The organism is Nocardioides speluncae, assembly GCF_003121585.1.
GTDB lineage: Bacteria > Actinomycetota > Actinomycetes > Propionibacteriales > Nocardioidaceae > Nocardioides > Nocardioides speluncae.
Window position 1 is genome coordinate 81,358 of the sequence record NZ_QEOO01000037.1, and the last position, 22,574, is coordinate 103,931.

At 70.2% G+C, this 22,574-nt stretch carries 26 protein-coding genes; 14 read left to right on the forward strand and 12 right to left on the reverse strand.

Features of this window, described 5'->3' with window-relative positions; genetic code table 11:
- The first annotated feature begins 57 nt into the window (after positions 1 to 57).
- Genes DDV73_RS20195 through ilvA form a run of 4 tightly spaced genes read left to right on the forward strand, consistent with a single transcriptional unit; the run spans position 58 to position 4,467 of the window.
- Entirely contained in the window at positions 58 to 435 is a 378-nt protein-coding gene (locus DDV73_RS20195; protein WP_206050984.1) for a YidH family protein, read from the forward strand.
- On the forward strand, positions 435 to 1,814 hold the full coding sequence (locus DDV73_RS20200) for a glutamate mutase L (RefSeq protein ID WP_109509067.1): 1,380 nt from the start codon (positions 435 to 437) through the stop codon (positions 1,812 to 1,814). Before DDV73_RS20195 ends, DDV73_RS20200 begins: the two co-directional genes overlap by 1 nt.
- A gap of 27 nt (positions 1,815 to 1,841) precedes the next feature.
- Complete coding sequence (locus tag DDV73_RS20205; protein WP_240617391.1) at positions 1,842 to 3,260, forward strand: AI-2E family transporter; 1,419 nt, start codon at positions 1,842 to 1,844, stop codon at positions 3,258 to 3,260.
- A complete protein-coding gene (gene ilvA, locus DDV73_RS20210) occupies positions 3,253 to 4,467 on the forward strand; it encodes a threonine ammonia-lyase (RefSeq protein ID WP_109509068.1) in 1,215 nt (404 codons plus the stop codon). Before DDV73_RS20205 ends, ilvA begins: the two co-directional genes overlap by 8 nt.
- 174 nt (positions 4,468 to 4,641) lie before the next feature.
- On the opposite strand, the gene greA is transcribed toward ilvA, so the two are convergent.
- Positions 4,642 to 5,139 (reverse strand): transcription elongation factor GreA, encoded by a 498-nt coding sequence (gene greA, locus DDV73_RS20215; protein WP_109509069.1) that lies wholly within the window; start codon positions 5,137 to 5,139, stop codon positions 4,642 to 4,644.
- A 207-nt stretch (positions 5,140 to 5,346) separates the two neighbouring features.
- Positions 5,347 to 5,766: a DUF4307 domain-containing protein gene (locus tag DDV73_RS20220; protein ID WP_161962472.1), complete on the reverse strand. Its 420-nt coding sequence runs from the start codon at positions 5,764 to 5,766 to the stop codon at positions 5,347 to 5,349.
- A 58-nt stretch (positions 5,767 to 5,824) separates the two neighbouring features.
- On the opposite strand from DDV73_RS20220, the gene mca reads away from it, so the two are divergent.
- The 3 genes from mca to DDV73_RS20235 are packed head-to-tail and all read left to right on the forward strand — an operon-like array spanning position 5,825 to position 7,727.
- Complete coding sequence (gene mca / locus DDV73_RS20225; RefSeq protein ID WP_109509071.1) at positions 5,825 to 6,724, forward strand: mycothiol conjugate amidase Mca; 900 nt, start codon at positions 5,825 to 5,827, stop codon at positions 6,722 to 6,724.
- Positions 6,721 to 6,987, forward strand: coding sequence for a hypothetical protein (locus DDV73_RS20230; RefSeq protein WP_109509072.1), 267 nt, complete (start codon positions 6,721 to 6,723; stop codon positions 6,985 to 6,987). The genes mca and DDV73_RS20230 overlap by 4 nt, the downstream gene beginning before the upstream one ends.
- 2 nt (positions 6,988 to 6,989) lie before the next feature.
- Positions 6,990 to 7,727, forward strand: coding sequence for a lipoate--protein ligase family protein (locus DDV73_RS20235; RefSeq protein WP_109509073.1), 738 nt, complete (start codon positions 6,990 to 6,992; stop codon positions 7,725 to 7,727).
- On the opposite strand, the gene DDV73_RS20240 is transcribed toward DDV73_RS20235, so the two are convergent.
- Positions 7,714 to 8,319 (reverse strand): class I SAM-dependent methyltransferase, encoded by a 606-nt coding sequence (locus tag DDV73_RS20240; protein ID WP_109509074.1) that lies wholly within the window; start codon positions 8,317 to 8,319, stop codon positions 7,714 to 7,716. The two genes, DDV73_RS20235 and DDV73_RS20240, sit on opposite strands and share 14 nt — an antisense overlap.
- 16 nt (positions 8,320 to 8,335) lie before the next feature.
- A complete protein-coding gene (locus DDV73_RS20245; RefSeq protein ID WP_109509075.1) occupies positions 8,336 to 8,725 on the reverse strand; it encodes a thioredoxin family protein in 390 nt (129 codons plus the stop codon).
- A gap of 205 nt (positions 8,726 to 8,930) precedes the next feature.
- Here DDV73_RS20245 and DDV73_RS20250 point away from each other — a divergent pair, with 205 nt between their 5' ends.
- Positions 8,931 to 9,920 (forward strand): endonuclease/exonuclease/phosphatase family protein, encoded by a 990-nt coding sequence (locus DDV73_RS20250; RefSeq protein WP_154402829.1) that lies wholly within the window; start codon positions 8,931 to 8,933, stop codon positions 9,918 to 9,920.
- Here the strand turns inward: DDV73_RS20250 and DDV73_RS20255 are convergent.
- Genes DDV73_RS20255 through DDV73_RS20265 form a run of 3 tightly spaced genes read right to left on the reverse strand, consistent with a single transcriptional unit; the run spans position 9,901 to position 14,780 of the window.
- Positions 9,901 to 12,654, reverse strand: a complete 2,754-nt coding sequence (locus tag DDV73_RS20255; protein WP_109509077.1) for a phage tail tape measure protein — start codon at positions 12,652 to 12,654, stop codon at positions 9,901 to 9,903. The two genes, DDV73_RS20250 and DDV73_RS20255, sit on opposite strands and share 20 nt — an antisense overlap.
- A complete protein-coding gene (locus DDV73_RS20260) occupies positions 12,651 to 13,967 on the reverse strand; it encodes a hypothetical protein (protein ID WP_109509078.1) in 1,317 nt (438 codons plus the stop codon). Before DDV73_RS20260 ends, DDV73_RS20255 begins: the two co-directional genes overlap by 4 nt.
- Before the next feature lie 9 nt (positions 13,968 to 13,976).
- Entirely contained in the window at positions 13,977 to 14,780 is an 804-nt protein-coding gene (locus tag DDV73_RS20265) for a glyoxalase superfamily protein (RefSeq protein ID WP_109509079.1), read from the reverse strand.
- A gap of 259 nt (positions 14,781 to 15,039) precedes the next feature.
- On the opposite strand from DDV73_RS20265, the gene DDV73_RS28050 reads away from it, so the two are divergent.
- The gene (locus DDV73_RS28050) at positions 15,040 to 15,258 is read left to right on the forward strand and encodes a hypothetical protein (protein WP_154402830.1); all 219 of its coding nucleotides are present in this window, start codon (positions 15,040 to 15,042) and stop codon (positions 15,256 to 15,258) included.
- Positions 15,259 to 15,298: 40 nt separating this feature from the next.
- Here the strand turns inward: DDV73_RS28050 and DDV73_RS20270 are convergent, their stop codons facing one another.
- Together DDV73_RS20270 and DDV73_RS20275 are read right to left on the reverse strand one after the other, a co-directional pair.
- Positions 15,299 to 15,883 carry an RNA polymerase sigma factor gene (locus tag DDV73_RS20270; protein ID WP_109509080.1) on the reverse strand — a complete coding sequence of 195 codons (585 nt, stop codon included), beginning with the start codon at positions 15,881 to 15,883 and terminating at the stop codon, positions 15,299 to 15,301.
- Between the two features lie 12 nt (positions 15,884 to 15,895).
- Entirely contained in the window at positions 15,896 to 16,084 is a 189-nt protein-coding gene (locus tag DDV73_RS20275; RefSeq protein WP_206050985.1) for a DUF3311 domain-containing protein, read from the reverse strand.
- Between the two features lie 105 nt (positions 16,085 to 16,189).
- Between DDV73_RS20275 and DDV73_RS20280 the strand changes: the two genes are divergently transcribed.
- The 3 genes from DDV73_RS20280 to DDV73_RS20290 are packed head-to-tail and all read left to right on the forward strand — an operon-like array spanning position 16,190 to position 18,506.
- Positions 16,190 to 17,704, forward strand: coding sequence for a sodium:solute symporter family protein (locus DDV73_RS20280; RefSeq protein ID WP_206050986.1), 1,515 nt, complete (start codon positions 16,190 to 16,192; stop codon positions 17,702 to 17,704).
- Positions 17,701 to 18,270, forward strand: coding sequence for an RNA polymerase sigma factor (locus DDV73_RS20285; RefSeq protein ID WP_109509083.1), 570 nt, complete (start codon positions 17,701 to 17,703; stop codon positions 18,268 to 18,270). Before DDV73_RS20280 ends, DDV73_RS20285 begins: the two co-directional genes overlap by 4 nt.
- Entirely contained in the window at positions 18,267 to 18,506 is a 240-nt protein-coding gene (locus DDV73_RS20290; protein WP_109509084.1) for a hypothetical protein, read from the forward strand. The genes DDV73_RS20285 and DDV73_RS20290 overlap by 4 nt, the downstream gene beginning before the upstream one ends.
- Positions 18,507 to 18,561: 55 nt before the next feature.
- Here the strand turns inward: DDV73_RS20290 and DDV73_RS20295 are convergent, their stop codons facing one another.
- Both DDV73_RS20295 and DDV73_RS20300 read right to left on the reverse strand, forming a co-directional pair.
- On the reverse strand, positions 18,562 to 18,741 hold the full coding sequence (locus DDV73_RS20295) for a CstA-like transporter-associated (seleno)protein (RefSeq protein ID WP_109509085.1): 180 nt from the start codon (positions 18,739 to 18,741) through the stop codon (positions 18,562 to 18,564).
- Complete coding sequence (locus DDV73_RS20300) at positions 18,741 to 20,936, reverse strand: carbon starvation CstA family protein (RefSeq protein ID WP_109509086.1); 2,196 nt, start codon at positions 20,934 to 20,936, stop codon at positions 18,741 to 18,743. The genes DDV73_RS20295 and DDV73_RS20300 overlap by 1 nt, the downstream gene beginning before the upstream one ends.
- A gap of 148 nt (positions 20,937 to 21,084) precedes the next feature.
- Between DDV73_RS20300 and DDV73_RS20305 the strand changes: the two genes are divergently transcribed.
- Positions 21,085 to 21,420, forward strand: coding sequence for a hypothetical protein (locus DDV73_RS20305; RefSeq protein ID WP_109509087.1), 336 nt, complete (start codon positions 21,085 to 21,087; stop codon positions 21,418 to 21,420).
- A gap of 19 nt (positions 21,421 to 21,439) precedes the next feature.
- On the opposite strand, the gene DDV73_RS20310 is transcribed toward DDV73_RS20305, so the two are convergent.
- Positions 21,440 to 22,039, reverse strand: coding sequence for a TetR/AcrR family transcriptional regulator (locus tag DDV73_RS20310; RefSeq protein ID WP_109509369.1), 600 nt, complete (start codon positions 22,037 to 22,039; stop codon positions 21,440 to 21,442).
- A 62-nt stretch (positions 22,040 to 22,101) separates the two neighbouring features.
- On the opposite strand from DDV73_RS20310, the gene DDV73_RS20315 reads away from it, so the two are divergent.
- On the forward strand, positions 22,102 to 22,572 hold the full coding sequence (locus DDV73_RS20315; protein ID WP_109509088.1) for a cupin domain-containing protein: 471 nt from the start codon (positions 22,102 to 22,104) through the stop codon (positions 22,570 to 22,572).
- Positions 22,573 to 22,574 lie beyond the last annotated feature (2 nt).

Consider the following 22,574-nt stretch of genomic DNA (forward strand, 5'->3'; position numbering starts at 1 on the left):
CGCTGGCTGCGTTGGCGGAGACTCGACGGGCCTCCGGCCCGCCTTCGCTCCGCCGCCTTGCCATCGCCCACGCCTGATGACGCTCGCGACGGCGCCAATCGGCGGAACCTGGCTGACCACCCGACCGAGCCCGACTACCGGTTCACCCTGGCCAACGAGCGCACCTTCCTGGCCTATGAGCGGACCGCGATCGGCCTGGTGGCAGCGGCCCTCGCGGTGCTGCACCTGCTCGACCCCGACTGGCCGCAGCGCCTTCTCGGTGGCCTGCTGATCGCGGCCGGCGCAGTCGCGGCCGTGGGCGGCTACCTGCGGTTCCGCAGCGTGGACCGCGCGATCCGCGCCGGTGGCACGCTGCCCGCCAACCCGACGGCGCACCTGCTCGCGATCGCCGTACTCATCTGTCTGGTCGCGGCGGCGATCTCGGTGCTCGCCTGATGGGTGCGGTCGTCTGTGTCGACTTCGGGTCGACGTTCACCAAGGCCGCGCTGGTCGACCTCGACACCGGCGAGATCGTGGCGTCCGCCTCGCACCGGACCACGATCGAGAACGACGTGCTCGACGGGTACGACGCCTGCCTGGCCACGCTGACCGCCCAGGACTCGCGGGCGGCGACCGCCGGGGTGCTCGCCTGCTCGTCCGCGGGCGGTGGCTTGAGGATCGCGGTGGTCGGCAACGAGGAGCTGGTGACCGCCGAGGCCGGCCGCCGGGTGGCGCTGTCCAGCGGCGGCAAGGTCGTCCACGTGCACGCCGCGAGCCGCGGCGACGACTTCACCGCCGTCGCGGCGGCCGCGCCCGACGTCGTACTCCTCACCGGCGGCACCGACGGTGGCAACGAAGAGGTGCTGCTCGCCTGCGCGCAGGGCCTGGTCGACGGCGGCTGGTCTGGCCCGGTTGTGGTCGCCGGCAACATCGACGCCCAGCCCGCGGTCGCCGAGATCCTGGGCGGTACGCCGTACGTGCTCGCCGACAACGTCGTCCCCAAGATCGGCGTCCTCGCTCCCGGCTCGGCGCGGGCCGCGATCCGGGAGATGTTCCTGGCCCACGTGATCGGCGGCAAGCACCTCAGCAAGCGCGCCGACTTCCAGGCCATGGTGCGTGGCGCGACCCCGGACGTGGTGCTGACCGGCGTCGAGCTGCTCGCCCGTGGGCTCGACGAGCAGCGGCCCGGTGTCGGCGACGCGGTGGTGGTCGACGTCGGCGGCGCGACGACCGACGTGCACTCGGTCGTCGAGGTCGACCCGGAGGACAGTGGGCTGGCGCGCGAGGTGGTCGCCAGTACACCGGTCACCCGCACCGTCGAGGGCGATCTCGGGATGCGCTGGTCCGCGGTCAGCACGGTCGAGGAGGGGCACGCGGCCGGACTGCTCGACGCCGACGAGTACGCCGCGCTCCAGGCCGCCGCGGCCGCCCGGCAGGCCGATCCCGGCTACCTGCCCGAGGCCGGCGACGCCGACGACAGCGACATCGACGAGTCGATCGCCCGGACCGCGATCGCGCTCGCACTGCGCCGGCACGCCGGCCGGTCCCGCGTCGTTCTCAGCCCGGAGGGGCGGGTCGTCGAGCGCACTGGACGTGACCTGCGCGAGGTCGAGCTGCTGGTCGGATCGGGCGGCGTGCTCCGCAACGGACGCCCCGGTGTGGCCGGCCGGGTCTTCGCCGGATCGACCGGTGAAGACATCGAGGGTGGCTGGCAGCTGCCCCGGACGGCGCAGGTCGTCGTGGACGTCGACTACGTGCTCGCGGCGGCCGGGTTGCTGGCCGGGCCACACCCTGGTGCGGCGTACTCCCTAGTACGGCAACTCGGGCGTGTCTAGTGCCAACGGCGTCGGTAGCCTGACCCGGTGAGCAACGACGCTGACGGTGCACCACCGCCCGAGCCCCACGACAACGAGACCGGCTCCTCGTCCCGCCGACTTCCGCTGATCAAGTCGCGACGAGAGCACGACGAGGACGGTGACGGCCACGACGAGCGCCTCACCGAGCGAATTAGCCAGCAGATCGCTCACCAGTGGGCGTTGATCCGGGCCGAGCGCCGGCACGAGCACGAGCCGCCCCGGCCGGTTCGCGGTGGGCCGTCGAACTTCACCAGGGCCCAGGTCCCGTGGGGCCTGGACCTGGCCGCGGCCTGGTCCTGGCGGTTCCTGGTGATCTCGGCGGCGGGGTTCGCGATCCTGTGGGTGCTCGCGTACTTCCGGGTGATCACGCTGCCGATCGTGATCGCGCTGCTTATCACCGCGCTGGCCAGCCCCGGCGTCCGGCTGCTGCAGCGGATCGGCATCCCGAAGGGGCTCTCGGCCGGCCTGGTCGTGATCGGTGGCATTGCCTTCGTCGGGGCTCTGCTGACGTTCGCCGGCCAGCAGGTCGCGCAGGGCGCCAACGACCTCGCCGACCAGGTGGTGGTCGGCCTCGAGGAGATTCGCAAGTGGCTGCGCGACGGGCCGCTCGACGCCAGCGACTCGCAGATCAACGGCTACATCGAGCAGGCCCAGAAGGCGATCACCGAGCGTTCCAAGGACGGCGAGGTGATGAGCCAGCTGACCGAGGTCGGCACCACGATCGGCCACGTCGTCGCCGGCTTCTTCATCGTGCTGTTCTCGACGTACTTCTTCCTCGCCGACGGCGAGCGGATCTGGAGCTGGTTCGTCCGGCTGGCCCCCCGCGCCGCGCGGGAGCGGCTGGACAGCTCGGGCCGGGTCGCCTGGATCTCGCTGACCCAGTTCGTGCGCGCGACCGTGATCGTGGCCCTGGTCGACGCGATCGGGATCATGATCGTGGCCGCGATCCTCGGGGTGCCGTTCGTGCTGGCCATCGGTGTACTCGTCTTCATCGGTGCCTTCATCCCGATGATCGGTGCCACGATCGCCGGCTCGGTCGCGGTCCTGGTCGCGCTCGTCGACCAGGGGCCGGTGACCGCGCTGCTGATGCTCGGTGGCGTCATCTTGGTGCAGCAGATCGAGGGCCATGTGCTGCAGCCGTTCCTGATGGGCAGGTGGGTCTCGGTCCACCCGCTCGGCGTGATCGTCGCGATCGGTGGCGGCGTGATCGTCGCCGGTATCGCCGGCGCGCTGATCGCCGTACCGCTGGTCGCGGCCCTCAACGCCGTCGTGCAACACCTCGCGGCGATGGCCGGCCCGGACCCGGCCGGCGCGACCGAGGACGGCCTCGATCCACCGGATCCGGGTGAGCCCGATAAGGACCAGGCGGAGCTGCTCGCCGACATCAAGGCGGCACCGACCTCGATTGGCGACGTCGATGCCTGAGATCCCTATCGTCGAGCTGGCCGACATCCAGGCGGCCCGCGAGGCGCTGCGCGGCGTCGCGATCGAGACCCCGATGGAGGAGTCGCGCTGGCTGTCGTCGGTCGCTGGCGGCCCGGTCTGGCTGAAGTGCGAGAACCTCCAGCGCACCGGCTCGTTCAAGATCCGCGGCGCCTACCTACGGATGGCCCGGCTGTCGGACGCCGAGCGTGCGCTCGGCGTGGTCGCGGCATCGGCGGGCAATCACGCCCAGGGCGTGGCGCTCGCCGCTCAGCTGCTCGGCATCAAGTCGACGGTGTTCATGCCGGAGGGCGCGCCGATTCCGAAGGAGAAGGCGACCCGGGCCTACGGCGCGGACGTGGTCTTCCACGGCAAGTACATCGACCAGGCGCTGATCCGCGCCCGGGAGTTCTCGGCCGAGACCGGCGCGGTGCTGATCCACCCGTTCGACCACGAGGACATCGTGGCCGGCCAGGGCACCTGCGGCCTGGAGGTCCTCGAGCAGACGCCGGACGTCAAGACCGTGGTCGTCCCGACCGGCGGCGGCGGGCTGATCGCGGGCATGGCGACCGCGATCAAGGCGCTCCGGCCCGACGTCCGGGTGGTCGGTGTCCAGGCCGAAGGCGCGGCGGCGTTCCCGGGGTCGCTGGCCGCGGGCTCGCCGGTCGCCCTGGAGTCGATGCAGACGATGGCCGACGGCATTGCGGTCGGCTGCCCCGGCGAGGTTCCCTTCCAGGCGGTGCGCTCGTACGTCGACGAGGTGGTGACCGTCTCCGAGGAGTCGCTGTCGCGGGCGCTGCTGGCGCTGCTGGAGCGGGCCAAGCTCGTGGTCGAGCCGGCAGGTGCAGCCGCGGTGGCCGCCGTACTCGACAACCCGGACGCGTTCGACACCCCGGCCGTGACGGTGCTGTCCGGCGGCAATATCGACCCGCTGCTGCTCGGCAAGGTGATCCGGCACGGCATGGCCGCCGCCGGCCGCTACCTCTACCTCCGGGTCGTCATCCCCGACCTGCCGGGCGGCCTGGCGAACCTGCTGAGTGAGCTCGCCAACGCGGGCGCGAACGTGCTCGAGGTCGAGCACGAGCGGATCTCACCCAGCCTGCGGCTCGACGAGGTCGAGGTCCGGATTCAGCTGGAGACCCGCGGCGAGGCCCACGCCAACGAGGTCACCACCCGGCTGCGCGCCCGCGGCTACGTCGTCTACGAATAGTCCGCCGACCGGGCACAAATGGTCCCTGTACGACGCTGACCGGGCACTTTTGGTCCCTGTACGACGCCGACCGGGCACGAATGGCGAACCATCTGTGCCCGGTCAGCGCTCTGGAGGAACCAAAAGTGCCCGGTCAGCGGTCTGGGCGAACCAAAAGTGCCCGGTCAGCGTCCTTTAGCCGGCGTAGGGGACGGCGTCGACGATCTCGACCTTGAGCTCCTTGCCGTTGGGAGCCTCGTAGGAGACGGTGTCGCCCTTCTTGGCGCCGAGGATGGCGGAGCCGAGCGGGGACTGCGGGGAGAAGACCTCGAGGTTGTCGTCCTCGATCTCGCGGGCGCCGAGCAGGAACGACTCGGTCTCGTCGTCGCCGACGAAGCGGTAGGTCACGACCATGCCGGGCTCGACGAGCCCGTCGTCGGCCGGCGTTTCGCCGACCTCGGCGTTGCGCAGCATGTCCTCGAGCTGACGGATCCGGCCCTCGACCTTGCCCTGCTCCTCGCGGGCGGCGTGGTAGCCACCGTTCTCCTTGAGGTCGCCCTCGTCGCGGGCCGCGCTGATCCGGTCGATGACCTCCTGGCGCACGGGGCCCTTGAGGTTCTCCAGCTCCGCGTGGAGCTTGTCGAACGCCTCCTGGGTCAGCCAGACGGTGCTCTGGTCGCTGGACTGCGTCATGCCTACTCCTGCTGTCCGGTTGCCGGGTAAGGCTCCGCCCAACCCGCTTGCTCATATAAGGGTGATGCCCCGCCTGGAACCACGCGCGTGCGGCGAACTCGGCGGGCACGGCGTGCGGGCTCCGTCAGTTGCACGGCGGGGCCCTGCGGGACATCAAGAAGTTTCGAGTCTAGCAAAACGGGAGGTTGGCCGCCTAACGGCCAAGGGTTACCGGGGGCGCTTCTGGGTGGGCGTCGTACACCCGATCCGCTCGACGCTGGTGGCCATCCGCTCGGTGCGGATGGTGACCTCGATCGGGCCGTCCTCGTCGAAGTCCGGGCCCGGCACCGCGAAGCTCAGCTCGCCGACGTTGGTGTGGTCCTCGGCGTACGCCCGCAGCTTGCAGGTGGCCTCGACGTTGCGGTCCCGCAGCCGTACGTCGACCCGCGCGGTGACGCTGTGGTCGTCGACGACCTCCCATGCCAGCAGGTCGGACTCGACCTCCGGCGTCGAGCTGTCCCACATCACCCAGGCCAGCCAGCCGCCGAAGACCACGAAGAAGGCGACCGAGACGCCGATCAGCAGCAGCCGCCGGCCTGGCCGGCGGCGGCCGTAGCGGTCGTCGAGTACGGCGGAATCGGACGTCACGCGCTCATGGTCGCATGTCGGCGTGAGCCCGTTGGCGGCCGTCCCTAGAATCGAGCGCATGCCCAACGCGTCTCGAGCCGGCCTCCGGCTGATGCATGTCCATGCCCACCCCGACGACGAGTCGAGCAAGGGTGCGGCGTCCACGGCGAGGTACGTCGCCGAAGGCGTCGACGTCCACGTGGCGACGTGTACGGGCGGCGAGCGCGGCTCGGTCCTCAACCCGAAGATGGACCGGCCGGACATCCTCGCGAACATCACCGAGATCCGGCGCCAGGAGATGGAGCGGGCGCGCGACATCCTCGGCGTGCGCCAGGACTGGCTGGGCTTCGTTGACTCCGGCTGGCCGGAGGGTGACCCCAAGCCGCCGCTGCCCGAGGGCTGCTTCGCGCTGGTTCCGCTGGAGGAGGCGGCGGCGCCGCTGGTCCGGCTGATCCGCGAGTTCCGGCCACATGTCGTCACGACGTACGACGAGCGCGGCGGCTACCCGCACCCGGACCACGTCAAGTGCCACGAGATCAGCGTCGCGGCGTTCGAGGCGGCCGGCGACCCGGAGCGCTACCCCGACCTCGGCGAGCCGTGGCAGCCGCTCAAGCTCTACTACCACCACTCGTTCAACCGACCCCGCATGGTCGCGCTCGACCAGGCGATGCAGGAGCACGGCCTGCACTCGCCATGGACCGAGCGACTCAAGGAGTGGGAGCCGGAGCCCGAGTGGGACGCCCGGATCACCACCCGGGTCCCGTGCGGCGAGTACTTCGGCGTCCGCGACCAGGCACTGCTCGCGCACGCGACCCAGATCGACCCCGACGGCGCCTGGTTCTCGATCCCGCGCGAGCTGCAGGAGCAGGTCTGGCCGACCGAGGACTACGAGCTGGTCGTGAGCCACGTCCAGTCCGAGCTGCCCGAGGACGACCTGTTCGCGGGCGTCCGGGCCGAGGCTGGGACACTGGAGGCATGAGCACCACCCTGCTGTCCCACACGCTGCTTCTCGCGACCGACGTGATCCGGGTCGCCGACGAGAAGGGCCCGGATCCCGAGGACGTGAAGGCGGGCTGGGCCGCATTCGGCATCTTCATCCTGCTCGCGCTCGCGGTGGTCTTCCTCGGCTTCAGCCTGATCAAGCACCTCCGCAAGGCGGAGGCCAACAAGGACGCCGGCGCCTTCGGCGACGAGCCCGTAGTCCGCGCGGACACCCAGGGCGACACCCCGGGCGACGACTGACGGTGGAAGCCGACGGGCCGCTCGGGCCCGCGCAGCAGATGGCGCTGACCGGGGCGTTGCTGCGGCGGGTCAGCCGCGGCGAGCTGACCGACACCCTGCGCGTGTTCCGGCCGAGCCGGCCAATGGTCGCCTTCGGGCGTCGCGACACCAGGCTGCCGGGCTTCCCGGCGGCGGCCCGGCTCTGCCGCGAGGCCGGCTTCGTTCCCGTGGCCCGGCCAACCGGTGGCCGCGCGGTCGCCTGCACGACCGCCGCGCTGGTGGTCGACCACATCGCGCGGGACCGGCTCGTCCCGGGCGGGATGACCGCGCGCTTCGAGGAGTACGGCGCGCTGCTGGCCGGCGTACTCGCCGAGCACGGGATCGACGCCCGCGTCGGCGAGGTGCCGGGGGAGTACTGCCCGGGCGCACACAGCGTCAACGCCCGCGGCGAGGTGAAGCTGATCGGCACCGCCCAGCGGGTGGTGCGCGACGCGTGGCTGTTCAGCTCGGTCGTCGTGTACGACGACGCCGACCTGCTGCGCCCCCTGCTCGCCGGCGTGTACGACGCGCTGGAGCTGCCCTTCGACCCGGCTTCGGTCGGTGCCGTGGCCGACGAGGCGACGCTCAGCCTCGACGCTCTCGAGACCGCGATCGAGGTGGCCTATGCGGTGCATGCCGGACCGGCGGCGACGGTGTTCGACGAGGTCACCACAGCCGAGGCGGCCACGCTCGTCGCCGACTACGAGGTCAGAGACTTCTGAGCCGGACCAGGCAGTCGTACGCCGTCCGGGTGGCCTCGCCGCCGTGCTCGTCGTCGACCCGCACCTCGCGCGCGACCCGCTCGGCGCGGACCACTTCGAAGGACTCGTCGGCGAGGTCGGCCAGGACGTCGTCGGCGGTCAACAGCACGGCGGGGTCCTGCGGTCCGCCGGTGCCTTCGGTCAGGTTGGTGCTGTCGTGGGCGACCAGGAGGAAGGTTCCGCCGGGACGCAGGGCGGCGAAGGCGCGGCGTACCGCCTTGCGACGCTCGCCGGCAGCCAGCTGGAGGTAGGCCAGCAGCGCCAGGTCGTAGCCGACGCCGGTCCAAGTGAGCACGTCGGCGCGCACCCACTCCACGGGCAGGTCGGCAGCGACGGCCCGACCCTTGTCGAGCCCGGCCTGCGAGAAGTCGACCGCGGTCACCTGCCAGCCCTGCCGGGCCAGCCACAGCGCGTTGCGCCCCTCACCGGCCGCGAGGTCGACCGCACGGCCGGGCGTCAGGTCCGCGCACTCCGCCTCCACGAAGACGTTGGGCGTCGCCGACCAGACCAGCTCGGTCCCGGTGTACCGCTCGTCCCACGCCTCGGCGTCCACGGCTCGCTACGCCTTCCTACGCCTCGCCGGCGGCCGCGCCCTGCTGGCCCTCCTGCTGAGCGATCTCGCGGCGGACCTCGTCCATGTCCAGGCCGCGCACCGCCTCGATCAGCTGCTCCAGCGCGGGCGCGGGCAGCGCTCCGGCCTGGCGGAAGACCAGGATCCCGTCGCGGAAGGCCATCAGCGTCGGGATCGAGCTGACGGCCGCCTCCGCCGACAACTGCCGCTGGTCCTCGGTGTCGACCGAGCCGAAGGTGATGTCCGGGTGCGCCTCGGAGGCCGCCTCGTAGGTGGGCGCGAACTGTCGGCACGGTCCGCACCAGGCCGCCCAGAAGTCCACGAACAGGATGTCGTTGTCCTGCACGCTCGCCTCGAAGTTCTCACCGGTCAGCTCGATCGTCGCCATGTCCCCAAGCGTAGTGGTCACGCCCGGAGGTTCATCGGGGTCTGAGCGGCCAGGGCACGCACATCGCTGCGTTGTCGTCGGTCGACGGGCCACCGGCCCGCCTCCCTCCGACGCCTTGCGCTGCACGCACCCTGACCACTCAGACCCACGAAGAACCTCCGGGCGTGACCACAGGGCCGTCGCCTGGTGCCCTATCGTGATCCGGGTGTCCCGCCCCCTTCACCTGCCCCGACTGCTGCGCCTGCTGCTGGTGGTCGTGCTTGCCGTGGGCGGTACGGCGGGCGCGGTAGCCGCCGGCCTGACCGCGCGTGGCGGCGACCAGGCCGAGGCCGGGTCCAGGCTCGACCGGCTGCCGGCGCCGCAGGGGATCGTGGTGTCGCGGACGTTCCCGCGCGACAAGCAGCGCGACCTGCGGCTCAAGGCGCAGGCCGAGGCACGCAAGGCGGCCAAGAAGAAGGCGCGCCTGAAGAAGCTGCGCGGCAAGTCGTTCTCGTTCCAGATCGCATCGTTCAACGTCCTCGGCAGCCACCACACCGTCGGCAGCAACCGCTGGGCGAGCGGTGTGACCCGGGCCGGGTGGACCGCCGACGTCATGAACGGCTACGGCACCGACGTGATCGGAACCCAGGAGCTGCAGGCCGACCAGCTCGCGGTACTGCAGTCGCGGACCGGCTGGGCGGCGTACCCGGGCCTCGAGCTCGGCGAGGACGAGGTCGACAACTCGATCCTGTGGGACGACAAGCGCTTCGAGCTGGTCTCGACCGACACCGTCGACATCCCGTTCTACGGCCGGCCGCGACCCCAGCCGATCGTCCGGCTGCGCAACCGCGTGACCAAAGGCGAGTTCTACGTCACCAACTGGCACCCGCCCTCGGGCCGCGACGGCAAGACAACCGCCGAGCGGGAGGCCGGCTGGGCGATCCAGGTCGACACCGTCAGCCGGCTGACCGAGACCGGCCTGCCGGTGTTCGTCACCGGCGACATGAACGACCGCGGCGGCTACTACTGCGCGGTGACGCCGCAGCTGGTCAGCTCCTACCCGCCGATCCCGTGCAAGTCCGACCGGACGCCCCCGGTCGACTGGATCATGGGCGCCGGCGGCGTGGCCTTCTCCAAGTACGCCGACGACCGCGGCGACCTGGTCCGCCGGACCAGCGACCACTTCTACATCTCGGTCACGGCGTCGATCCAGTAGCAGTCGACGGGTCCTCGCCTGACTTGCCGGTCAAGGACTCGATGCGCTCGACCAGGTCGTCGTCCCCTTGCCATGCGGGCTCGCCGAAACTGTCCCGGAGGACATGGTCAGCCGCCAGTGCCTCGCGATAGCCATCTAGGGCCAGGCCCACCTCACCTACCGCCACGTACAGAGACGCCAGCATCGTGGCCGCGCGCCGGACATCCTGCAGGGTTTGTGGGGTGTCTCCAAGGGTGTCCCGCAACCGTCGGGATAGAGCGGCGGCCTCAGTGGCGGTGTCGAGGGCGTCGTTGTGTCGGTCGGTGTCGGCGTAGGCGTTGGTTAGCCGATTGAGGTCGATGGTGAGGTCGCGGAGAGTTTGTGGGGTGTCACCGAGGGTGTCGCGGAGTTGTCGGGACAGGGCGACGGCTTCGGTGGCGGTTTCCAGGGTGTCGCGATTGCGGCCGGTCGCACGGTGCACGTCCGTGAGTCGGTTCAGGGCAAGTGTGAGGATCCGCGTGGTTTGTGGGCTTTCACCGAGGGTGTCGCGGAGTTGTCGGGACAGGGCGACGGCTTCGGTGGCGGTGTCGAGGGCGTCTTGGTTACGACCGGTCCATCGGTGGGCGTCGGTGAGCCGGTTCAGGGCGCCGGCGAGGTCGCGGAGGGTTTGTGGGGTGTCGCCGACGGTGTCGCGGAGTTGTCGGGACAGGGCGACGGCTTCGGTGGCGGTGTCGAGGGCGTCTTGGTTGCGATCAGTGTCGGCGTAGGCGTCGGTGAGCCGGTGCAGCGCGATGATGAGGTCGCGGAGGGTTTGTGGGGTGTCGCGGAGGGTGTCGTGGAGTTGTCGTGAGAGGGCGACGGCTTCGGTGGCGGAGTCGAGGGCGTCGTAGTGCCGGTCGGTGTCGAGATAGGCGTCGCTGAGCCGGTTCAGGGCGATGGCGAGGTCGCGGAGGGTTTGTGGGGTGTCGCCGACGGTGTCGCGGAGTTGTCGGGACAGGGCGACGGCTTCGGTGGCGGTGTCGAGGGCGTCTTGGTTGCGATCAGTGTCGGCGTAGGCGTCGGTGAGCCGGTGCAGCGCGATGATGAGGTCGCGGAGGGTTTGTGGGGTGTCGCGGAGGGTGTCGTGGAGTTGTCGTGAGAGGGCGACGGCTTCGGTGGCGGAGTCGAGGGCGTCGTAGTGCCGGTCGGTGTCGAGATAGGCGTCGCTGAGCCGGTTCAGGGCGATGGCGAGGTCGCGGAGGGTTTGTGGGGTGTCGCCGACGGTGTCGCGGAGTTGTCGGGACAGGGCGACGGCTTCGGTGGCGGTGTCGAGGGCGTCTTGGTTGCGGCCGGTGTCGGTGTAGGCGTCGGTGAGCCGGTGCAGCGCGATGGCGAGGTCGCGGAGGGTTTGTGGGGTGTCGCGGAGGGTGTCGTGGAGTTGTCGTGAGAGGGCGACGGCTTCGGTGGCGGTGTCGAGGGCGTCGTTGTGTCGGCCTGCATCGCGGTAGGCGTCGGTGAGCCGGTTGAGGGTGTCCGTGAGGTCGCGGAGGGTTTGTGGGGTGTCGCGGAGGGTGTCGTGGAGTTGTCGTGAGAGGGCGACGGCTTCGGTGGCGGTGTCGAGGGCGTCTTGATCGAGTCCGGCGCCGCGGTAGGCGTAGGTGAGCCGGTTGAGGGCGTCGGTGAGGTCGCGGAGGGTTTGTGGGGTGTCGCCGAGGGTCTCGCGGAGTTGTCGGGACAGGGCGACGGCTTCGGTGGCGGCGTCGAGGGCATCCCGAACATGGCCGGTCTCGGTGTATATATCGCTCAGTCGGCTAATAGCAAAGAGTAGCTCGCGAACGGCGTCTGGTGACGCCATCTCTCGCCCATCAGAACGTCGGAGTTCGACCAACGTCTTGGCTGCCGAAAGCGCCAGCTCTGGGCGGTCCGCCCAGGCGAGCAGACCAAGGAGTTCGACCGTGCGCTTGCGGCCTAGCGGCAGACCGCCGTCGAGAGCCAGCCGGGCGTGCCGTCGCGCCTCCGGCTCCTCATCCGCCAACACCAGAGCGTTGGCTAGCCAGGCGTGGGCCAACGCCCGATCGGCAGGAGCAGACGAGACATCAAGAGCTTCGCGGGCGGCGGCCAGTGCCTCGCTAGTGCGGCGTTCGCCGACCGCGCCGGCCGCGCGGCGAAGGAGCGGCTCTACCGCAGCGCTCGCGGTGACGGCAGGCTCACTGACGGTCTGAATGACGGGCGGCGGCACGACTTCTGGTTCGACAGAAGACATGGCAATGGCTGGCGGAGCCAACCTAGGTTCGGCCGAGGTATACGGCGGTCGATCCACGGTGGCGGTCAGGGACCGGATCGACCACAGGTCCGGGGCAGCGTCACGGACCCGCCCGGCGGTTGCCTCGGGGCAGCCGATCAGCAGCGCCGCTCGTCGGACGACTGGGAGGACGTCGCGGCGCTCGTTGAGCCGCAGCCAGAATGACACCATCGCGTCCGGGTCGGTCGTGTCAACCCAGGTCGCATAGAGAGGGTCTCGTGGCGAGAACAGACGCTCGAGCGCGGATCCGACTCCGCTCAGCCCGCTCACTGGGATCAGATCGACCGGCTTCGCGTGGGTGCGACCGAGGTCGCGACACCGCTCGGCGTACTCGGCGAGTTCGTGTGGCTGAGCGCCGAAGACGAACGCCAGCCAGAAGCCGTCGTGCAGTGCGAGCCCGGCACGGATCTCATCCCAAGCGGCCTCGGCCTCCGGGCGCAGCTCGGACGCCCCGAGCCTGGGCGTGTCGGTCACGTCCGGCCGAGCGCCCGGCGCGCCAGTGGATGCACCTCGTACCAGTTCTCGCCGTTGCGGTGGGCCAGGAGCATATGCGACTGCAGCAGCCGGGCCATCAGCTGAACGTCGTCGTCATGCGGCTGGATCGCTCCGTCCGAGGCGGCCACCGCGCTGAGAAAGGCCGCTTGCTCCTGCGTCATCGTGGCGAAGTCGCGCGCGACCAGCGCGATCGCCTCTTCGACGTGCTCCTTGCCGAGCGGCAGCTCAAGTCGCAGCCGTAGCACCAGGTTCATCAGCCGCTGCAGGATCCGGAAGATGTCTCTTAGGTGGCCACCTGAGCTGAGGAGAAGCTGGTCGAGGTCGCTGGGCTCCTTGAAGATGTCATCGACCGGGATCCGCCGCGCCACCACCTCGCGGAGCTCGGCGAGGTTGCGCCCGGCCTGGGAGTCCTCTCCGCCGATTCGTGGTGTGACATGGGGCACGGGGACGAACTGACGGTTGTCGAACGACAGTGCTCCGGGCGAGATGAACTGTAGGTACGTTGGCACCGTGTAGACCAGGTGATGAGATACGAACCGCAGTTTGTCGGAGTGATTGACGAAGAGAGCCTCGACCGAGCGCTGGACCTCGATGTCGTCGTCGGTGGTGCCGCGCAGTTTCTCCAGTCCGTCGATGATGAGCACGGCGCCCTCGCCATGGTCGGCGGGCAGTAGTTCGGTGAGAAAAGTTGCGACCTCGTCGTACAGCACCTTGATGTGGTTGGCCAGTTTGTGGCGCAGTTCTTCGACGAAGGGGCGGCTGGTCCGGATCTCGTCGCCGAGGTTGATCGCTGCCGTGGCCCCGAGGGCGCCCAGCTCAAGTCCGTCAGCGGACGCTTTGGCCGTGACGCCGCTGAACTCCAGGTCGATGCTCAGCCGTTGAAGCAGGTTGGTCAGGCGTCTGACGAACCCGGGCTGATCGCTGTCCTCGGGACCGAGCACGTCGTGGGCTCCGACCGCGAGTGCGATCAGGAACTCGGTAATGTCCAATGGCGCCGAGCTGCTGATGTAGTCGGTGATCGGCACCATGGTGGCTTGGTAGCCGCGCCGGTCAAGGTCGCGACGCAGCCGGTAGAGCTCGGTGGTCTTGCCTGAGCCGGACGGTCCGGTGAGCAGTTGTGTGGTGGCTGTATAGGCCAGCTCGATCGTCGCCTGGAGTTCGTCGACCTCGCTGTGTCCGGCCTCGGCGAGCGGGACGTAGCGAGTCTCCGTCGGGTCGCCGACATCGAGGGGCTCGTCTGGCCGCAGGTTGCCGGCCCAGGCGCGGAGCTCGTCGCGGGTTGGTACGGTCACCGTCCCATCCTAGGGTCTGGCCGCCTCCACATACCGCTCCAGCAGCGCCGACCAGTCGGCGAACCGGCGGCGGCAGTGCCGGTTGGCCTCGACCCAGCCGCCGTGCTCGAACTCGACGCTGGTCCCATCCCCATCAGCGGTGAAGCGGACGTCGAGCGTGGTGGGGGAGTCCTCGTCGATGGCCAGGGTGAACGTCTGCGCGAAGCGAGCGCCGGGCTCCCAGACCGTCACCTCGCCGATCGGGTACTCCGCGTCGTCGTGCCGCAGCGTGACCGAGCCGCCGACCTGCGGCTCCACGTCGATCCCGGCGTACGACGCGGCCTCGGGTGTGTAGACCGGGTCCCACCACTCGCCCATGCCGGCGGTGAACACCTCGAACGCGCGCGCGGGTGCGGCCGCGACGGTCAGTGTGTGGCGGATCGGGTCGAGCGAGTCGGGCAGCTCCTCGGCGCGCGGCTCGTGGAAGGTGATCCTGTTCTGGAACGGGTCGAGCACGGTCACCGTCAGCCCCCACGGCTCGGACTCGATGCCGGGGTTCATCATCGGGTAGTCGTGGCCCTGCAGCTCCTCGTGGAGAGCCCGCGCGTCGGCGATGCTCACCAGCAGCGCACTGCCGGGTGTGCCGTCGCCGTGATGCTCGCTGAGGTGCAGCCGGACGTCGTCGCGCGACACCTGGATGTAGCGGGGACTCTCGGGGTCGAACCGGTGCTCCCAGTCCCACGCGAACCCGAGATAGCCGACGTAGAACTCGCGCGCCTTGTCGAGGTCGAAGATCCGCAGGATCGGGATCGCCTGCCGCAGCTGCTCAGCCATGCACCGACACTACCGACCCGGCTCGTGTCGACCTGTGGAGTCGCTGACCCGGCCGGTGTCGACGGCCGCAGTGTGAAGACGGGCCGGGTCGGCGTGCCCTGGTGTGAAGACGGGCCGGGTCGGTCGGGCCGTTCATCGGAGTGGCCTGGATCGTGGTCTCGGTCGGCACGTTCCTGCTCGACTGTGTGATGAAGCGCCGGGCCGCTCGGTCCGTTGCGGTGCGGCAGACCGGAGTCCCCGGAACGCCACCGTCCTCGACGTGAGGATCACACGCACGAGGGTCAACCCGGCGGCTGGTGGTGGGCACGTGTGGCGGGTGCGGCTGCGGGTCGGGTGCCAAGGGGACCCGCCGTACGAGGTCGGCACCCGCCGAGTGCCCAAGGTCGGCTACAGCGGCCCGGAGCTGGGCAGCGTCTGGCCGGTGTTCGTCGACCGCGAGGACCTGCAGCACGTCGAGGTCGACTGGGCCGGCATGTAGGCCTCGGCGTACACGATCGTGCTCGGGCCCGGCATCGTGATCAGCTCGCGGAGCCCGATCCAGCTCGGGCGCGGTACCGACGACCCTGACCAGCACCTGGGTCAGCGGCCGTAGCCACGACCGCGTCGCCGAGCGCCAGGACCAGGCTGCGGCGGGCCCGGAAGGCCAGCGCCGCCGACGCGCCCTCGCTGTCGAGATCGAGCAGCTCGGCGATCTCGGGGTGGCTGTAGCCGAGCATCCTGCACAGCAGCACCCGCTGCTGCTGCTCCGAGAGCCTGGCGAGCGCGTCGAGGAGGACGGTGCGGGTGAGCAGCCCGTCGATGTCGTCGGGCGCCGCGGCCGCGCAGCCGGGGTGGCCGGAGTCGAGCTCCTCGTCGAGCTCGAGCTGGCAGGGCTCCGGCCGGCGATGGTGGTCGGCGATCAGGTTGCGGACGATGGTGCGCAGGTAGCCCGCCGGGTTCTGAATGTCGGCGCCGCGGCTCACCCGGGCGCCGACCCTGACCAACGCGTCGGAGACCAGGTCCTCGGCGCGCTCGCGGTGGCCGACCAGCCGGGTCGCCCAGCGCACCGCACTTGCCTGCTCGGTCGCCCACTCGTCGGCGGTCAGGCCGGCCCAGGTTGCCATCGCGGTACGCCGTCAGCTGCGCTGCGGGCGACGGCGTTCGGTCAGGATCAGGGCCGCGGTCATCGACACCACGGCGAGGAGCAGACAGGCTGCCTGGAACCAGTAGAAGAACGGGACCCCGCCGACCCGGGGTTCGACCCGGCCGTAGAGGGGGACCGCCAGCAGGGCAAGCACCGGCAGCACCAGCAGCGCAGGTACCACGAACGAGCGGCCTATTCTCGTGCCCGAGCTGGGCTGGGACTCTGGCTCCATATGCAGTAGTTGCGCAGCCCGGCTGGAAGGTTTACACGAGGTGGGAACTTTTTCGTGAGTGATCTCGACGTGGCCGCCGTGGTGGCCTTCGCCGCCGTACTGGGCGGCACCTCGCTGGTGGCCCTGGCGGCCCGCCGGCTGAGCCGCCAGCCGCGACCGGTCTCCCCGGCCGAGTGGGCGCTGGCCGGGCGGCGGCTCGGACCCGTGGCGACCTGGTTCCTGCTGGGCGGCACCATCTACACGGCGTACACGTTCTCGGCCGTGCCGGCGCAGGTGTACGCCGTCGGCGCGATCGGGTTCTTCGCGCTGCCCTACACGATCATCGTGTACCCGCTCGCCTTCTGGCTGCTGCCCCGGCTGTGGCGCGAGGCCAAGGAGGTCGGGGCGGTGACGATCGCGGACGTGGTCCGGATCCGCTACGACTCGGCCGGGCTGGCGCTGGCGGTGGCGCTGACCGGGATCCTGGCCACGATGCCGTACGTCGCGCTCCAGCTGCTGGGGATCCGGACGGTGCTCCGGGCGATGGACGCCTACCCCTCGGGGATCTCCGGCGACGCGCTGCTGGCGGCGGTCTTCGCCGTACTCGCGGTCGCGACGTACCGCAGCGGCCTGCAGGCGCCCGCGGTGATCGCGGTGGTGAAGGGGGTGCTGCTGTTCGCGACGATCACCGTGGTCACCACGCTGGCCCTGCACGAGCTGGGTGGCACCTCGGGGATGTTCACCGCGCTGGAGGGCCGCGACTCCGTGGTCCTCGACTCCTCCCAGTACGCCGCGTACGTCTCGCTGGCGATCGGCTCGGCGCTGTCGCTGCTGATGTACCCGCACGTGCTCACCGCGGCCTTCGCCGCCCGCTCCGAGCGGGTGCTGCGGGTCAACTCGGTTGCGCTGCTCGCGTGGACCGCGCTGCTCGGGCTCTTCGCCTTCCTCGGCCTGGCCGCGTACGCCGCCAACCTCGACACCAGCGGCGACCTCGCGGTCCCGGCGCTGATCACCTCGCTGACCCCGGGCTGGGTCACCGGCGTGATGCTGGGCGCGCTGGCGGTGGGTGCGCTGGTCCCGGCCGCCGTGATGAGCGTGTCGGCCGCGATGCTGTTCACCCGCAACGTGTACGCCGAGTACGTCAACCCGCAGGCCACGCCGGAGCTGCAGACCGGGGTGGCCCGGTACTTCTCGCTGCTCGTGAAGCTCGGGGCGGTCGGGTTCGTGTTCCTGATGGCCGAGCAGGACGCGATCAACCTGCAGCTGCTCGGCGGCGTGTGGATGCTCCAGGTCCTGCCGGCCGTCGTCCTCGGCCTGCTCACCAGCCGGCTGCGGCCAGCAGGGCTCTTCGCCGGCTGGGCGGTCGGGATGTTCACTGGCACCTTCCTGGTCACCGACGGTGGGTTCTCGGCCGTGGTGCCGGTGGCCGGGACCGAGATCTACGCCTCGCTGGTCGCCCTTGCCGCCAACCTGGTGGTGGCGGTCCTGGTCAGCAGTGCCTGGCCGCGGCTCGCGGCCTGGGGCCGGACCGCCCGGCTCAGACGCGCCGTACGACCGCGAGGGAGCGAGCGGTCCCGGAGCGCGAGGTGACCGACGACCTGCCCGAGGAGCGGGCCGGGCCACCACCGAGTGCACCGGACACGGTCGCCACCCTGGCGGCGCGCGACCGCGAGCGGGAGCGCCTGCTCGAGGAGCTCTTCCACACCCACCACATGCGTCTGGTGCGGCTGGCCGTCCTGCTCGGGGCCGAGGCCGACGCCGAGGACGTTGTGGCCGAGGCGTTCTACGAGCTGCACCGCAAGTTCGCCCAGCTGCGGACCCAGGAGGCGGCTGTGCGCTACCTGCGCGCGATCGTGGTCAACCTGATCCGGATGCGGATCCGCCACATCCAGGTCACCCGCCGGGCGCCGGAGGACCCGCCCGTCGACGTCGCGTCGGCCGAGTCGGCGGCCCTGCTGAGGGAGGACCAGCGGGCGGTCGTCGCCGCGCTGGCGACGCTGCCGGACCGGCAGCGGGAGGCGCTGGTTCTGCGCTACTGGGGCGGCCTGCGCGAGGCCGAGATCGCGGACGCGATGGGCATCAGCGCGGGTGCCGTAAAGTCGCATGTGTCGCGCGGCATGGCATCGCTGAGCACGAAACTTGGAGCCGTCCCATGAACACCGAAGAGCGACTCACCGAGGCGCTGGACTCCCTTGCCGGACAGGTCGGCTCGTCGGCCGGCGCCTTCCCGCGGGTCCAGGCCGAGTGGCGCCGCCGCGAGCGGCGTCGCCGGCTGGTCGGCGCCGTCCTCGCGGTCGTGGTCGTGGCGACCTCCAACGGCGTCGCCCTCTGGGCACTGGGCGACGGCTCGGCCGACACCCACATCGTCGACCGGTCTCCCGGCCAGCCCTGATCGACCACACAGCTTGGCCGCACCCCGGGAATGCGGCCAAGCTGTGGGCCTTCGGTCAGCAGCAGCGCTGCGGACCGTTGCCCCCCACATGGGCACGGTGTCGTTCGAACGCGCGGCGGCTGACGGGGACGGTGCCGTCGACCCGGCACTGCGCCAGGTAGTCGTCCCACTTGGCCTCCCCGGTCGCCTCACGCAGGAGGCGGCGGAGGCCGTGAAGCCGCTCGGTGAGCTTCATCAGTCGCCTCCTCGCCCGGCCGGCGAGTCCGCCAGCTCCCGCTGCTCGGCCTCCCACGCCTTGACCGCCTCCTTCTCCTCCTTCGTCGCGAAGAAGTCCTGGGGCGCCACGATCTTGGACTCGACCTTCGGGACCTCCTGCGTCGGCAGCGAGCCCTGGCGGACCGCCTTGACCCAGATCGGGATCGCCGAGATGAGCACCACCAGGGTCAGGGTCGCGAAGAGGATCTGCAGGACGCCGTTGACCGTTGAGTTGGTGATGATCTGGTCCATTTGGTCCAGCGAGGTGGCCGGGGCCAGTACCTCGCCGTTGTCCGCTGCGTCGTTGTAGACCGAGCGCTGCTTGAAGTAGCCGATCTTCGGGTTGTCGGAGAACACCTTCTGCCAGCTGGCCGTCATCGTCACGATCAGGTCCCAGGCGAGGGCGATGCCGGGCACCCAGACCCACTTGGTGAGCCCGTGCTTCAGGAACAGTGTCACCACCAGGGTCAGCGCGATGGCGGCGAGCAGCTGGTTGGAGATGCCGAACAGCGGGAACAGCTGGTTGATGCCGCCGAGCGGGTCGGTGACGCCGACGTACAGGAAGTAGCCCCAGAGCCCGACCACGACCGCGCTGGCGCTCCAGGCGGCGGGCCGCCACGAGACGTCGCCGAACTTGGGCCAGACGTTGCCGATGGTGTCCTGCAGCATGAACCGCCCTACCCGGGTGCCGGCGTCGACCGCGGTGAGGATGAACAGCGCCTCGAACATGATCGCGAAGTGGTACCAGAACGCGGCCAGGTCGCCGCCGAACGCCTCGGTGAACACCTGGGAGATGCCGAAGGCGAGGGTCGGAGCGCCACCGGTCCTGGAGATCAGGGAGGCCTCCTCCACGGCGGCGGCCGCTCCGGTCAGCTGGTCGGGAGTGATCACGAAGCCGAGCTGGGCGACGAACTCCGAGGCCGCGGTGGGGTCGCCGCCGGTGGCGCCGGCCGGGCTGTTCATCGCGAAGTAGAGGCCCGGGTCGATGACACAGGCGGCGATCAGCGCGCTGATCGCCACGAAGGACTCCATCAGCATCCCGCCGTACCCGATCATCCGGACGTGGCTCTCCTTGGCCAGCATCTTCGGGGTGGTGCCCGAGCTGATCAGGGCGTGGAAGCCGGACAGGGCGCCGCAGGCGATCGTGATGAACACGAAGGGGAACAGCTCGCCGGCGAAGACAGGGCCGGTGCCGTCCTTGCCGAACTGGGTGAGGGCCTCGGTCTGCAGACTGGGTGCGGCCAGGACCAGGCCGATCGCGAGCAGCACGATGACGCCGATCTTCATGAAGGTCGACAGGTAGTCACGAGGCGTGAGCAGCATCCAGACGGGGAGCACGGAGGCGACGAAGCCGTACGCCGCGAGCGCGAAGGTGAGCTGCTCCTTCGACAGGGTCAGCGCGCTTTCCAGGCCCAGCTGCTCGACGTACCCGCCGCCGATGATGGCCAGCAGCAGCATCGCGACGCCGATCAGGCTGACCTCCATGATCCGGCCTGGTCGCAGGTAGCGGCCGTAGAAGCCCATGAACAGCGCGATCGGGATGGTCAGGGCGATCGAGAAGACGCCCCACGGGGACTCGGCGAGCGCGTTGACCACGACCAGCGCGAGTACGGCGAGCAGGATGATCATGATCGTGAAGACCGCGATCAGGGCGGCGATGCCGCCGGCCACGCCGATCTCCTCGCGGATCATCTGGCCCAGGCTCTTGCCGTTGCGGCGCATCGAGAAGAACATCACCGTCATGTCCTGGACCGCGCCGGCGAAGATGACGCCGACGATGATCCAGATCGTGCCGGGCAGGTAGCCCATCTGCGCGGCGAGGACGGGGCCGACGAGCGGGCCGGCTCCCGCGATCGCCGCGAAGTGGTGCCCGAACAGCACTCGGCGGTCGGTGAGGTCGAAGTCCACGCCGTTCTGGAGCCGCTCGGCGGGGGTGGCCCGGGAGTCGTCGACCTTCAGGACGGTGTAGGCGATGAACCGCGAGTAGAACCGGTAGGCGATCGCGTACGACGACAGCGCGGCGAACAGGATCCACAGCGCGGACACGTCCTCGCCGCGGTGCAGGGCCAGGACCGTCCAGCAGACGGCGCCGACGGCGGCGATCACCGCCCAGACGATCCCGGACGGGCCGCTGCGCAGCCTGCCCGGTGCGGTCTCCGTGGTCTTGATGCTCATCAAGGCACCTCTCGTGGCAGTTGGACCGCCGGCCCCCGGGCGGGACTCGCGTTGTGAGCGAGGTCACCATGCATGACGTGATGGCGACCGCCGCCATTACGCCCGGCATCGAGAAAAGGTGACCTGGCCGGCGGCTACCCTGCGTTCTATGTGGTCCCTCTGGTCGGAGAACTCCGTCCTCTCGATCTGCTCCCAGGACTCGGTCCTGTCGATCGGGAGCGCCGCGTCGTTCGCATCGTTCGCGAGCGTCGGCTCGTTCGCCTCGGCGGGGTCGATCGGGTCGGCGATGTCAGCGGCCTCGCTGCTGTCGTACCAGAGCGCGGGCTCGGCCCTGTCCCACCAGAGCAACGGATCGGTGCTGTCCAGCCAGGCCAATCGGGCGTTCCGCGGACGCCGTACCGGTGGGTGCATCCCCGCCGGGTCCGTCGCCGTGGGCGTGCTTGCGACGCTGGGGGCCATCGCCGTACATCGCGCGCGCCGCTGAGCGTTGGGCAGGCCGCGTGTTACGCGGGCGGCGGTGTTCCTTGGGCGTGGCTGATGAGCGCGTCGATCATCCATCGCTGAAGGTCGCTCACCTCTGCGGGCGCGAGCCCGGCGACGTCGCTCAGCCAAACGCGGGTCTCGATGCCGCAGGCGGCGCGCAGCGCCAGTGCGAGGCGGTGCACGCCCTGGTCGCCAACCGTGTCGACCATCGGAGCGAGCGCCTCGACGAACCACGGAATGACTCGGCCTTGGCGCAAGGGCAGCTCGCGTGACGTGTCGCTGAGCGAGAGCCGCAGCATCGTGCGTTGCTGTGGCTCGGTCTCCTGCACGCGCTCGATGACGAACTCGGCAACCGCATCCACTCGGTCGGCTACCGCTGCCGGTGGTGGGTCGGGGAGAACCGACGTTGTGCTGGTCTCCGGATAGGCCGCGGCGAGTAGCTCTGCCTGGGACGCGAAGTAGCGGTAGGCGGTCGTTCGGGAGATTCCGGCCGCCTCGGCGACCTCCTCGACTCGGGGAGTGTCGCCAGCGCCGATCAGTTCGCGTGCTGCGGCGACCAGCTGGTCGCGGGTGCGCTGCTTCTGCCTGGCGCGTCCCGATTCGAGGTAGTTCGTTGACATGCCCTTCATGGTATGCGAATCTCATTACGGGACAGCAGTCCCATAAGCGATGGGAGTGTCAGATGATCGAACAGCAGACGCTCGAGCCGGTGATTCGACGGGCCGGTGAGGGCGAGAAGAGGTGGTTCTTCGGCGGTGGCGTGTTCACCTGGAAGCTCAGCAGCGCCAACGAGGACATCCACCTGTGGGAGGTCGACATGGTCGAGGGCAAGTGGACCCCTGTCCACACGCACCCGGTGTCGGAGTCCATGTGGGTGCTCGAGGGGCAGATCCGGTACCGCGTCAATGACGACGAACACAAGCTCGGAGCCGGCGACTTCGTGATGGTCCCGGCAGGCGTTCCTCACGCCTTCATGGTCACGAGCCCGACGGCCAAGGTTCTCGGCATTCAGCCCACGTGCGAGTGTGAGCCCTTCTACCGTGGCGCCAGCGAACCCTTCGAGGGATCGGCGTGTGTCGTGGACTTCGCACGGATCGCGCAGAGCGCCGAGCAGTACGGCGGCATCGAGATCGTGGGACCCCCGCCGTTCTGAAC